This window comes from Sphingomonas sp., assembly GCF_036388215.1.
Taxonomy (GTDB): domain Bacteria; phylum Pseudomonadota; class Alphaproteobacteria; order Sphingomonadales; family Sphingomonadaceae; genus Sphingomonas.
On the sequence record NZ_DASVSH010000031.1, the window covers coordinates 324,428 to 335,173 of the forward strand.

A 10,746-nucleotide genomic window follows, 5' to 3' on the forward strand; every position below is an offset into this window, starting at 1 on the left:
CCGAAGGCTAGGCTTCGCTCCACCGCCCGTCAACGAAGCGTCCCGTTCAGGAATTTCACGCTGTCGGCAAGCGTCGGTCCCTTGCCGCGAAAGGGCCTGGACAGCGCCATCACGACTTCTTCGTGCGTGAGGCCCGGATAGTTCTTGATCTCCACAGGTCCGCCCAGCGCCTTCAGCCTGGCATGCAGGTTGATCGCGTTCTTCGGCCGCACCGTCACGTCGGCAGTCGAAGTGATCAGCAGCAGCGGCGGGGCGTCCTTGCGGGCAAAATGAAGCGGCTGGGTCATCTGGGGGTCGGCGACCCCCTGCATCGCGTCGATGGAGCGCTTGGACGTGAAGGGGAAGAAGTCGTACGGCCCCGACAGGCCCACGCCGGCCTTGACGATCCCCGGATCGACGCCCTCGGCTTCCAGCCACTTCTTGTCCAGCGCGAGCATCGCGACGGTGTAGGCGCCCGCCGAATGTCCCATCAGCGCTACGCGCGCCGGATCACCGCCGAAGCCGGCGACATGGTCGCGCACCCACTTAACCGCCTCGGCACCGTCCTGGAGGAAGGCGGGAAAGCGGATGCCCGGCACCTTGCGGTAATCGGGCACCACTACGACGAAGCCCTCGCGCGCCAGCGCCCGCGCGGCGAACGCATAGGCCGCCCGATCGCCCTTCACCCAGCCGCCGCCGTAAAAGAAGATCACCACCCGGCGATTCGCCGTGGGTTCCCCAGCGGGCCGCCACACGTCCAGCGTCTGGCCCTTCGTGCCGAACGCAATCGCGCTGCCAGGCCGGCTGGCGCCCGATCCGCCCCCCATCGCGCGATCGAGCAGCGAAAGCAGCGCCGGTGGAGAAGTGAATGTGATCACTGCTCCGAGTCCCACAAATAGCGCCAGCGCGGCAAGGATCAGCCAACGCCGCATCAAGCAGCCCGCGACGCGGCGTCGCGGGCGGCGAGCAGCTCGGCGCGCTCGAACAGCGGCTTTGCGGTTGCGATCACTTGATCACGGAACTCTCCAGCCTCAAGCAACGCATAGGCCGCTACATCGGCGAAAATGCTGAGATAGCTTTCATCCAGCGCGCCCTTGATCCGCGCCAACAACCCCCAGTCGATGGGTCCGGCTAGCATCAGATCGACGTCCGACCCCGGCCGAAATAGGCCCTGCGCTCGCGAACCATAGATATCCACGCGCTCGATACGGTCGGCGAAGTGCGACAAGACCGTCAGCAGCGCCGCGCGTTGCGGAGGCGTCAATGGCTCAGGCATGCAAGCGCGCAGCGGTGGAATCGCGAAGCTGGATGAAGAGCGGTAGGAAGCGCTCGGCAATCGCCTCCAGTCCCGCATCGCGAATGGCCTGATCATAGGTATGCGTGAGGGAATGGCGGAGCTTGCTCGCCGCCATCCAGGCATCGCCATCATCAATGATGCCCGCAGCAAAGGCTCCACGTATGCTTGATGCCGAAGTCACGGGATTGGGGGGCGTAAGCTCGGCGAACAGTACATCCGCCAGCAGTTTCCAACCCTGTTCCCACGCAATCTCGAAACGTTTGATCATGCCGGCCTTCTCTAGATCGGAGAGCCCGCGCGCGGCCCGCAACTCCACGGCCTCTGTCAGCCAGCTTACTTCACTCGTGAAGCTTCGCAGCCGAAATTCCCAACGCGGCGTGGGCGTGGCGTCCATCTATCCCGTATACCGCGCCGTGGTCTTCGCCGCCACTTCTTCCGCCGTCACGCCCGGCGCGATTTCGATCAGCTCGAACGGGCTGTCGTGATCGGGCCGCTGGAACACGGCCAGGTCGGTGATGATCATGTCCACTACGTTCTTGCCCGTCAGTGGCAGCGTGCATTCCGGAATGAACTTGGGATCCCCGGCCTTGGAATTATGCTCCATCACCACGATGATCTTCTTGACCCCCGCGACCAGATCCATCGCGCCGCCCATGCCCTTGATCATCTTGCCGGGGATCATCCAATTGGCGATGTCGCCCGTTTCGCTGATCTCCATCGCTCCGAGCACGGTGAGGTCGATATGCCCGCCCCGGATCATCGCGAAGCTCTGTTCCGATCCGAAATAGGCGGAACTCGGAAGTTCGCTGATCGTCTGCTTGCCCGCATTGATCAGGTCGGGGTCGACCTGATCGTCATACGGGAAGGGCCCGATGCCGAGCATCCCGTTCTCGCTCTGAAGCGTGACCTCCACGCCCTCCGGAATATGGTTCGCCACCAGGGTGGGGATCCCGATGCCGAGGTTCACATAGAAGCCGTCCTGCAGCTCCCGCGCCGCGCGGGCGGCCATCTGGTTGCGGTCCCAAGGCATTATCGTTCGTCTCCAGTCACAAATCATTCCACCCGCGCCACAGGCCCACCGCGTGGATCAGCCCGATCGCCAGCACGATCACCGACGACCACAGGATAAACCCTGCCGAAAGATCGGGCCGCCGCAGGAGCGATGGCGCGAAGAGGATCAGCCCGCGCAACAAATACACGGTGGCGATCGCGATCAGGCCGTACCGCAGCAATGGCAATCGACCGATCAGGCCCGCGCCCGACACCGCATAGGCCGCCCACAGCGCCAGCAACGCCGCGATGCCGATCGTGACCAGCGCGGGCGTCCACATTCCACGACCGGCTGCGCGCGCGTAGCCTTCGGGCGCGCCCATTGCCCGATACCAGGCGGGGCCTCCCAGGATGCAGGCCAGATGCGCCGCCGAGGCAAAGGCGCTGGCCACGCCGCCCGCCAGTAGCCATCCATTGCGAACGATCACTTTTGCGGCGCCGGCGCTGGCGCGGCAGGGTCCGGATCGTCCCATTGCTTGTGCTTCGGAAATACATCGTCGATCCCGCCGTGCAGCGCCGATCCGTAGACTGGATTGGGCAGCACGAACCAGCCGGCGCCCCAGAGCGGAGCCAGCAGGCTCTCGCTGGTCATGTTGCGCCGGGCAAGCACGTTGTTGTCGGGCAGATTGAACAGGTCAGTGAAGTCGCCCAGCTGGTCTCCGACCATTGCGACCACGCAATATTTTTGCGCGATCCTCCAGCGCCGCTCGTCCTTGCCGCTGGGGGCGCCCTCCCCCCGCAAGAACAGGGTCTCGCCGAGCACTGCGGGACCGAGCCCCGCACCCTCCAGCGCCGCGGCAGTCCGACCCGCAGTCGCAGCCGAACGGTTCGAATTGAAGATCACCGCGAAGCCCTCGCTCCGCGCCGCCGCGAGCGTATCGGCCGCGCCGGGAACCGCGACTACCTTGTCCGCACCGGTTTCTTCCCAGCGCGCCCAGCGTGTGGGATCATAGGTCGCGCCGCGACGCGCATTGTAGCTCTCGAAACCCAGATTGAGCAGCGAAGTCTCATCGACATCGAGCACCACCGCGAGCGGCCGCTTGCCGCACGTATCGAATTTAGGCGACGCCAGTGTCGACCCAGGGGAGAGCACGACCGAACTGATCTTGGTCTTGTCGCGTCGATAACTGATCTCGATCCGCAGGAAATTCCACAGCGCGCGATAGGCCTGCAGGCTGATCGCCGCCGCCTCGCCCGATCCGTAGAGATATTGCATCTCGGGCGGCACTGCGGCGGGGCCGGGGCGCGCCGCAGCCGCCGCGGCGCCGCCGGGAGAAGGCAATTTGGCCTGGGCCCTCGGCGCCGCGGCGTCTGCCCTTGCCTTGCGCTTATTGCGGTCCTGGCGGTCGATGGTCCTCTTGCCGATGCCCGCTGCGGCGACCACCGGCAGCGCCGCGACGACGCAGCCCGACAGCAGCACCGATCCGGCCATCAGCGCCACGATCGCGCGCCGCATGGTCATGCGGCCACCCGCTCGCGCACGGTGCGGAACTCGATTTTCTTGTCATAGGGCGCGCCGAGGATCATTCGCTTCACATAGATGCCGGGCAAGTGGATCGCGTCGGGGTCGAGGCTGCCGACCGGCACCACTTCCTCGACCTCGGCGACGCAGGTCCTGCCAGCGGTCGCCATCGGCTGGTTGAAATTGCGCGCGGTCTTGCGAAAGATGAGGTTGCCGCTCTCATCGGCCTTCCAGCCCTTGATGATCGAGAGGTCGCTGCGGATGCCGCGTTCCAGGATATAATCCTGCCCGTCGAAATTCTTGACTTCCTTGCCCTCTGCCACCTGGGTGCCGACGCCGGTCTTGGTGTAGAAGCCGGGGATCCCCGCCCCGCCCGCACGGCAGCGCTCGGCGAGCGTTCCCTGGGGGCAGAATTCCACCTCAAGCTCTCCGCTGAGATACTGCCGCTCGAATTCCTTGTTTTCGCCGACGTAGGAAGAGATCATCTTCTTCACCTGGCGCGAGCGCAGCAGCTTGCCGAGGCCCTCATTGTCGATACCGGCATTGTTCGATGCGATGGTCAGGTCCTTGACGCCCGATGTCTGGATCGAGTCGATCAGCCGCTCGGGAATGCCGCACAGGCCGAAGCCGCCCGCGCAGATCATCATGCCATCGAACAGCAGCCCTTCCAGCGCTGCCTCGGCGTTGGGATAGAGCTTTTTCATGGGCGCGATTCTCTCCTGAGCCTGGCGCGGCGATAGTCCTGAGATCGCAGGGCGGTCAAGCTAACCTGAATGGGTGTTCAACTCGGGGCGGGGCTTGCTCGTAAGCTGCCGGCGATGTTTCGAGCTTTCGCGGGAATGACGGTACGCCAGATTGCGGCTAGAGGGACCGAATGACCGCGAAACGAACCGGGGGCCGGATCCTCGTCGATAATCTGGTCGCACAGGGCTGCGACCGTATCTTCCACGTGCCGGGAGAGAGCTTTCTCGCGGTGCTCGACGCGCTGCACGATACGCCGCGGATCGATCTCGTGACGTGCCGGCAGGAGGGCGGCGTGGGCTTCATGGCTTGTGCCGACGGCGCGATGACACAGCGCCCGGGCGTCGCCTTCGTCACGCGCGGGCCGGGCGCGACCAATGCGAGCATCGGGGTGCATGTCGCGATGCAGGATTCGCAGCCCATGCTGCTGTTCATCGGCGATGTCGCCCGTGGCATGCGCGACCGCGAGGGCTTCCAGGAAGTCGATTTCCCCGCTTTCTTCGCGCCCATCGCCAAATGGGCGACGCGGATCGAGGATGCGCGGCGCATTCCCGAATATATCGCGCGGGCGTGGAACGTGGCGATGTCGGGCCGTCCGGGCCCGGTGGTGATCGCGCTGCCCGAGGATATGCTGTGCGATATGGTCGAGGCAGTGGATCGCCCTGAGCTTGGGTCCCCTATCTCACAATCGATTTCGACAGCATGGAGCGTGGAGATCGCCGAGATGGTGGCGCTCTCGCAGAACCCGATCGCAATCGTCGGCGGGGCGGGCTGGTCTCCCCTGTGCGGTCGAAATTTTGCCTCAGCAGCTGAAAAACTTGGATTGCCAGTCGCCTGCGCGTTCCGCCGCCAGGACGCGTTCCCAAATGGCTCCAAGGTGTGGGCAGGCAACCTCGGTTACGGCCCTAATCCGAAGTTGGTCCAACGCGTCAAAGATGCCGATCTTGTTCTAGTCGTTGGAGCACGGCTCGGCGAGGCAACCACCGATGGCTACACGCTGATAACGCCCGATCATCCGGGGCAGAGGCTTATCCACGTCCATCCCGATCCCAATGAAATTGGCAGCGTGTACGTCGCGGACTGGAAGGCTTGCGCGAATATGGGCGAGTTTACGAGCAGTTTCCGGCACGCGGTAACCGAACTCATGCCCGATGGGCCGATTAAAATGGGATCGGAAGCGGGCGCCGAAGCCCATGCCGAATGGCTCGAATGGTCCACCCCGCGCCCACGCGAAAGCGTCTCGCTCGATCTGGGCCAATGCGTGGCGGCAATGCGCGAGCGGATTCCTGATGCGATCATCTGCAACGGCGCGGGGAATTTCTCCTCGTGGTGGCATCGCTACTGGCATTATGGCGCGCAGCCCTCGCAACTCGCCCCCACCGCCGGCGCGATGGGATATGGAGTCCCCGCCGCGGTTGCAGCCAAGCTGCGCGCGCCCGACCGGCATGTCGTCGCACTCGCGGGCGACGGCGATTTTATGATGAACGGCCAGGAACTCGCCACCGCCGTCCAGCACGATGCCGACATAATCGTCCTTGTGATCGACAACGGCGCCTATGGCACCATCCGTATGCACCAGGAGCGCGAATATCCCGCGCGCCTCTCGGGCACCTCGCTGCGGAACCCCGATTTCGCCGCGCTCGCCCGGGCATATGGCTGCTGGGCGGAGACCGTGGAGGCTACCCGGGAATTCGCGCCCGCGCTGGATCGCGCATTGGCGCAGAGCGGCGTGCGGCTGCTGCACCTCAAGACGGACGTGGAGTTCATCACGCCGGGCACCACCGTGACGGCGATCCGCGAGCGATGAGCGAAGGTGCGGGCTGGACAATGCGTAGCGCCGGTGTGGACGATGCGGAACGATTGGCGCTGATCGCCGGAGCGGCATTCCTCGATACCTTTGCGGGCATCCTGGATGGTGACGCGATCGCGCGCCATTGCGGCACCGTGCTCTCGGCCGCCAGCTTCGTTTCCTGTCTGGGCGGTGGAGGCGCGGCATGGCTGGGCGAGGCGGAAACCGGCCGCGCACCGCTGGGCTACGCGCTGGTCGCCACGCCCGATCTGCCGGACGCCCTGCCCGGCGACCTCGAATTGAAGCGCATCTACCTGCTGTCGCGCATGCACGGCGCGGGGCTGGGCCGCGCATTGCTCGAACAAGCGATGTCGCATGCCCGAGCGGCGGGTTTCGAGCGTCTTACGCTTGGCGTCTTTCACGCCAACACACGCGCGATCGGCTTTTACCGGCACCTGGGTTTCGAGCCCATCGCCACGCGCAAGTTCCGCGTGGGCACGATCGATTATGACGATGTAGTGTTGGCCCTGCGGCTGGACTGATGCCTCAGTGCCATCCCGCTTCGGCGCGCAGCGTCTCCGCCGCCCAGCTTTCGGACATGCCGACCATCCGGGCATAAGCGCGGGCAAAGCCGATCGCATAGACTGCGCCGGCAAAGGCATCGAAGCGCGAATTCTCGATGGCGGTCAGGTAGCGCAGGCTGATCCGGGTAGTCGCGGCGACATCCTCGAGCGTCAGCCGCCGCGCCTCACGCGCGCGCTTCAGCGTCGGCCCGAGCTTGCCCAGGTCGATTTCCGCGATCTCGTCCTTGCCGAATGGCAGGACGGCATCGTCGGAATAGGCAAGCTGGGCATGAAACATGGAGTCCCCCCGGACTGGAGTCGGTGTGCCAGCGGTCTCCGCTTCCGGGAGCGCGGAGTCAAATAGGGTGCGGCGTCGCGGTGGACTCGCGCGGCAGGGCGAGAAAAAGCCGCTTCGCCAATGCGAAACGGCCTTTTTCTGGCTCCTTTGCCGGTGCTGGCCACGGGCAACCGCTCACCCCGACGGCATTATACTCTATGGTATGGACGGATGGGGCGGGCCGGCGCCGCCACAATCAGATGTCGTCGCCCAGAGCGCCCTTCACCTTGCCGGCGAACTGCTCGCCCTTGCCCTTGATCTCCTGCGCGGCGCCTTCATCGCGGGTCTCCGGATCGGGGCTGTTCTGCTTGAGCTTGCCGGCCATCTCGTCGACGTTGCCCTTGATCTTATCGGTCAGTTCACCCATGATTTCGCTCCTGGCAGGGAACCGGCGCTGAGGGCGCCGGAGGTTAGCTTAGGTTATATCAAACGGTCCGCGCCCGGCGGGGGTTCCAATGCCCGACAGGATCGCCGAGCATTATGAGCGGCATGCGCACGCCTTCGACCTCGCGCGGCGCAAGCAGTTCGTGGAAAAGGGCTGGCTGGATCGGCTCCTGCTCGCCGTGCCCAAGGGTGGCCATATCCTCGATCTGGGCTGTGGCGCGGGAGAGCCGATCGGCCGCTATCTGATCGATACCGGCCATGCGCTGACCGGAGTGGATATCTCCGGGGCGATGATCGGCCTCGCCCGAACCCGTTTCGGCCGGCATCGCTGGCTCAAGGCCGATATGCGCGCGGTAGCAGTGGAGGGGCAATTCCCGGGCGTGCTGGCCTGGGACAGCCTGTTCCACCTGCCGCACGACGATCAGGCGGCGATGATGGGGCGGGCCGCGAACTGGCTGGAGCCGGGCGGGGCATTCCTGTTCAACACCGGCCCCGCGCGCGGCGAAGCCATCGGCAGCCAGTTTGGCGAGGATATCTACCATGCCAGCCTCGCGCCCTTCGAATATCGCGCATTGTTCGAGGAATTGAGGCTGCTGGAAATCGCGTCTCGCCCGATGATCAATTGACGGCGGGCGGAGCGTTTGGCTGGTGCGAAAGCTCTGACGGGCGGTCAGGCCGCGGCGCTTACCACGCCCACCCTCCGGCGTTGCTGCCAGATTTCGAAATCATGGCCCTTTGCTAACGACTGGGCCTGGCCCAATGCCTGATCGTCGCTAGCGGCGTAAAGCTCCTCGACCCGCAGGAAGCCGCCCTTGCGATTACGGAAATATAGCCGGTAATAGCTCATGCGAATCATCCTTCGCACGGACCATAGCGCGATCGCCCGAAGCGCTCGCTGATCCACATCACAGATATCGATGAATCAGCCGTTAACCAGACCGAGCCGGCGCTAGATCAGGCCCGCCAGCGGGCTGGACGGATCGGCATACATCCGCTTGCCCATCCGCCCGGCACGATAGCTCAGGCGCCCCGCCTCCACCGCAGCCTTCATCGCGGCGGCCATCATCACAGGGTCCCTAGCTTCGGCGATAGCAGTGTTCATCAGGACGCCGTCACAGCCCAGCTCCATCGCCACCGCCGCGTCGCTCGCCGAGCCTACGCCGGCGTCCACGAGTACGGGCACTTTCGCACCCTCCACGATCAGGCGGATCGTGACGCGGTTCTGGATGCCCAGGCCCGAGCCGATCGGCGCGCCCAGCGGCATGATCGCGACGGCGCCGACTTCCTCCAGGCGCTTCGCGGCGATCGGATCGTCCACGCAATAGACCATCGGCTTGAAGCCTTCATTGGCCAGGATCTCGGTCGCGCGCAGCGTCTCGACCATGTCGGGATAAAGCGTGCGCGCCTCGCCGAGCACTTCGAGCTTCACCAGCTCCCAGCCGCCCGCCTCGCGCGCCAGCCGCAACGTGCGGATCGCGCTCTCGGCGTCGAAGCAGCCGGCGGTGTTGGGAAGGTAGGTGATCTTCTTCGGATCGATATAGTCGGTCAGCATCGGTGCGTTGGGATCGCTGACGTTGACGCGGCGCACCGCCACCGTGACGATCTCCGCGCCGCTCGCCTCGACCGCCGCCGCGTTCTGCGCGAAATCCTTGTACTTGCCCGTGCCGACGATCAGCCGCGAGCGAAAGGTCTTTCCCGCCACGGTCCAGGTGTCTTCGGCAGTTATTGGCGATGGGGTGACTGCATTCATAAAGTTCGTCCCGCATTTTTTTCTGTGTTTTCCTGCGAAAGCAGGAACCCAGAGCCAAACAATCAGAGGCCCGCGAATAATCCTGGGCTCCTGCTTTCGCAGGAGAACAATGCTTCATCCACCACCAACGAAATGCACGATCTCGAGTTCGTCCCCGTCCTCGACCATGACCTGATCGAGCGTCGAGCGCGGCACCACTTCCAGATTGCGCTCCACCGCCAGCTTGGCGGGCACCAGCCCCAGTTCCTCGGCCAGCCCCGCGATGGTCAGCCCAGCGGTGACGCGCTTGTGCTCGCCATTGACGGTGATCGAGACGGTGCCGTCGGTGTGCATGCGAGTTCCTTGAGCGATTTGATCGGGGGCGCGGGCTCATATAGGAAGGCGCGCTACCCGCCCGCAACCGAAAGGCTTGGCTTTGGCCGATACGATATTCGTTTTGAACGGCCCCAATCTCAATATGCTGGGGACGCGCGAGCCCGAGATTTACGGCGCGGACACGCTGGACGATATCGCCGGGCAGCTAGAGGACCGCGCCCGGGAGCTGGGACTGGCCATCGAAATGCGCCAATCCAACCATGAGGGCCATCTTGTCGACTGGATGCACGAGGCGCAGGCGCAGGGGGCAAAGGCGATCCTGCTCAACGCCGCGGCATTCACCCACACTTCCGCCGCGCTTTACGACACGATCAAGGCGATCAGGACGCCCGTGATCGAAGTCCATCTCTCCAATCCGCATGCCCGCGAGCAATTCCGCCACGCGAGCTATGTGGGTCGGGCCGCTCGGGGCACTATCGCCGGGTTCGGCGCGCTATCGTACATGCTTGCGCTTGAAGCCGCCGCGCGCATCTGACACAGCCCGCGCTTTCATCGGAAGAAGAGTCAAATGGCCGAAAAGAACGACAAGTCGGGAGCGATGCACGTCGATATCGACCTGGTGCGCCAGCTCGCCGCCGTGCTCGACGATACCAACCTTACGGAGATCGAAGTAGAAGACGGCGATCGCAAGGTGCGTGTCGCCCGCACCATCCAGGCCGCCCCGCAGATGGTGCATGCCGCGCCGATGGCCGCCGCCCCCGCCGCGCCGGCTCCAGCGGCGCCCGCACCGGCCGCTGAGGCCCCGCCCGCGCCTGCCGCCAATGCAGTCAAGTCGCCGATGGTCGGCACGGTCTATCTCGCCGCCAATCCGGACGTGAAGAACTTCGTCGCGGTCGGCGACAAGGTCGCGGCTGGGGACACGCTGGTGATCATCGAAGCGATGAAGGTGATGAACCCGATCCACGCGCCGGCCGGCGGCACGGTGAAGGCGATTCTCGTGGAGAACGGCCAGCCGGTCGAATTCGACCAGCCCCTCGTCGTGGTCGAGTAAGATCTTTGTTGAGCCGCACCGGCCCGCT

At 64.8% G+C, this 10,746-nt stretch carries 15 protein-coding genes and 2 pseudogenes; 5 read left to right on the plus strand and 12 right to left on the minus strand.

The features are described 5' to 3' along the window. Positions 1-29: 29 nt before the first annotated feature. Genes VF617_RS13955 through VF617_RS13985 form a run of 7 tightly spaced genes read right to left on the minus strand, consistent with a single transcriptional unit; the run spans position 30 to position 4,492 of the window. A complete protein-coding gene (locus VF617_RS13955; protein WP_331015496.1) occupies positions 30-911 on the minus strand; it encodes an alpha/beta hydrolase in 882 nt (293 codons plus the stop codon). Beyond that, positions 911-1,255, minus strand: a complete 345-nt coding sequence (locus VF617_RS13960) for a nucleotidyltransferase domain-containing protein (protein ID WP_331015497.1) — start codon at positions 1,253-1,255, stop codon at positions 911-913. The genes VF617_RS13955 and VF617_RS13960 overlap by 1 nt, the downstream gene beginning before the upstream one ends. Beyond that, complete coding sequence (locus tag VF617_RS13965; protein WP_331015498.1) at positions 1,248-1,670, minus strand: nucleotidyltransferase substrate binding protein; 423 nt, start codon at positions 1,668-1,670, stop codon at positions 1,248-1,250. The genes VF617_RS13960 and VF617_RS13965 overlap by 8 nt, the downstream gene beginning before the upstream one ends. Beyond that, positions 1,671-2,306, minus strand: a complete 636-nt coding sequence (locus VF617_RS13970; RefSeq protein WP_331015499.1) for a 3-oxoacid CoA-transferase subunit B — start codon at positions 2,304-2,306, stop codon at positions 1,671-1,673. Between the two features lie 16 nt (positions 2,307-2,322). Continuing rightward, positions 2,323-2,754: a hypothetical protein gene (locus VF617_RS13975; RefSeq protein WP_331015500.1), complete on the minus strand. Its 432-nt coding sequence runs from the start codon at positions 2,752-2,754 to the stop codon at positions 2,323-2,325. Further along, positions 2,751-3,788, minus strand: a complete 1,038-nt coding sequence (locus VF617_RS13980) for an HAD family acid phosphatase (protein ID WP_331015501.1) — start codon at positions 3,786-3,788, stop codon at positions 2,751-2,753. The genes VF617_RS13975 and VF617_RS13980 overlap by 4 nt, the downstream gene beginning before the upstream one ends. Beyond that, the gene (locus tag VF617_RS13985; RefSeq protein WP_331015502.1) at positions 3,785-4,492 is read right to left on the minus strand and encodes a CoA transferase subunit A; all 708 of its coding nucleotides are present in this window, start codon (positions 4,490-4,492) and stop codon (positions 3,785-3,787) included. The genes VF617_RS13980 and VF617_RS13985 overlap by 4 nt, the downstream gene beginning before the upstream one ends. 170 nt (positions 4,493-4,662) lie before the next feature. Between VF617_RS13985 and VF617_RS13990 the strand changes: the two genes are divergently transcribed. Further along, positions 4,663-6,336, plus strand: coding sequence for a thiamine pyrophosphate-binding protein (locus VF617_RS13990; RefSeq protein WP_331015503.1), 1,674 nt, complete (start codon positions 4,663-4,665; stop codon positions 6,334-6,336). A gap of 20 nt (positions 6,337-6,356) precedes the next feature. Beyond that, complete coding sequence (locus VF617_RS13995; RefSeq protein ID WP_331015504.1) at positions 6,357-6,860, plus strand: N-acetyltransferase; 504 nt, start codon at positions 6,357-6,359, stop codon at positions 6,858-6,860. A gap of 4 nt (positions 6,861-6,864) precedes the next feature. Here the strand turns inward: VF617_RS13995 and VF617_RS14000 are convergent, their stop codons facing one another. Both VF617_RS14000 and VF617_RS14005 read right to left on the minus strand, forming a co-directional pair. Next, on the minus strand, positions 6,865-7,179 hold the full coding sequence (locus VF617_RS14000) for a helix-turn-helix domain-containing protein (protein ID WP_331015505.1): 315 nt from the start codon (positions 7,177-7,179) through the stop codon (positions 6,865-6,867). Positions 7,180-7,414: 235 nt separating this feature from the next. Further along, positions 7,415-7,585, minus strand: coding sequence for a CsbD family protein (locus tag VF617_RS14005; RefSeq protein WP_331015506.1), 171 nt, complete (start codon positions 7,583-7,585; stop codon positions 7,415-7,417). A gap of 88 nt (positions 7,586-7,673) precedes the next feature. On the opposite strand from VF617_RS14005, the gene VF617_RS14010 reads away from it, so the two are divergent. Then, a complete protein-coding gene (locus VF617_RS14010; RefSeq protein WP_331015507.1) occupies positions 7,674-8,228 on the plus strand; it encodes a class I SAM-dependent methyltransferase in 555 nt (184 codons plus the stop codon). 44 nt (positions 8,229-8,272) lie between these two features. Here VF617_RS14010 and VF617_RS14015 read toward each other — a convergent pair whose 3' ends face one another. The 3 genes and pseudogenes from VF617_RS14015 to thiS form a co-directional block, all read right to left on the minus strand. Continuing rightward, complete coding sequence (locus tag VF617_RS14015; RefSeq protein ID WP_331015508.1) at positions 8,273-8,449, minus strand: hypothetical protein; 177 nt, start codon at positions 8,447-8,449, stop codon at positions 8,273-8,275. Between the two features lie 102 nt (positions 8,450-8,551). Beyond that, positions 8,552-9,322 (minus strand): annotated as a pseudogene (locus VF617_RS14020) (thiazole synthase); the annotation flags it as partial. Positions 9,323-9,469: 147 nt separating this feature from the next. After that, a pseudogene (thiS, locus tag VF617_RS14025) lies at positions 9,470-9,685 on the minus strand (sulfur carrier protein ThiS); the annotation flags it as partial. An 82-nt stretch (positions 9,686-9,767) separates the two neighbouring features. Between thiS and aroQ the strand changes: the two are divergent. Beyond that, on the plus strand, positions 9,768-10,202 hold the full coding sequence (aroQ, locus tag VF617_RS14030) for a type II 3-dehydroquinate dehydratase (protein WP_331015509.1): 435 nt from the start codon (positions 9,768-9,770) through the stop codon (positions 10,200-10,202). Between the two features lie 33 nt (positions 10,203-10,235). After that, positions 10,236-10,718, plus strand: a complete 483-nt coding sequence (gene accB / locus VF617_RS14035) for an acetyl-CoA carboxylase biotin carboxyl carrier protein (protein ID WP_331015510.1) — start codon at positions 10,236-10,238, stop codon at positions 10,716-10,718. Positions 10,719-10,746 lie beyond the last annotated feature (28 nt).

Bases quoted from the DNA above. Each gene is read 5' to 3' on its own strand.
- VF617_RS13955 (WP_331015496.1), bottom strand. From the start codon at position 911: ATGCGGCGTTGGCTGATCCTTGCCGCGCTGGCGCTATTTGTGGGACTC.
- VF617_RS13960 (WP_331015497.1), bottom strand. From the start codon at position 1,255: ATGCCTGAGCCATTGACGCCTCCGCAACGCGCGGCGCTGCTGACGGTC.
- VF617_RS13965 (WP_331015498.1), bottom strand. From the start codon at position 1,670: ATGGACGCCACGCCCACGCCGCGTTGGGAATTTCGGCTGCGAAGCTTC.
- VF617_RS13970 (WP_331015499.1), bottom strand. From the start codon at position 2,306: ATGCCTTGGGACCGCAACCAGATGGCCGCCCGCGCGGCGCGGGAGCTG.
- VF617_RS13980 (WP_331015501.1), bottom strand. From the start codon at position 3,788: ATGACCATGCGGCGCGCGATCGTGGCGCTGATGGCCGGATCGGTGCTG.
- VF617_RS13985 (WP_331015502.1), bottom strand. From the start codon at position 4,492: ATGAAAAAGCTCTATCCCAACGCCGAGGCAGCGCTGGAAGGGCTGCTG.
- VF617_RS13990 (WP_331015503.1), top strand. From the start codon at position 4,663: ATGACCGCGAAACGAACCGGGGGCCGGATCCTCGTCGATAATCTGGTC.
- VF617_RS13995 (WP_331015504.1), top strand. From the start codon at position 6,357: ATGCGTAGCGCCGGTGTGGACGATGCGGAACGATTGGCGCTGATCGCC.
- VF617_RS14000 (WP_331015505.1), bottom strand. From the start codon at position 7,179: ATGTTTCATGCCCAGCTTGCCTATTCCGACGATGCCGTCCTGCCATTC.
- VF617_RS14005 (WP_331015506.1), bottom strand. From the start codon at position 7,585: ATGGGTGAACTGACCGATAAGATCAAGGGCAACGTCGACGAGATGGCC.
- VF617_RS14010 (WP_331015507.1), top strand. From the start codon at position 7,674: ATGCCCGACAGGATCGCCGAGCATTATGAGCGGCATGCGCACGCCTTC.
- VF617_RS14015 (WP_331015508.1), bottom strand. From the start codon at position 8,449: ATGAGCTATTACCGGCTATATTTCCGTAATCGCAAGGGCGGCTTCCTG.
- accB (WP_331015510.1), top strand. From the start codon at position 10,236: ATGGCCGAAAAGAACGACAAGTCGGGAGCGATGCACGTCGATATCGAC.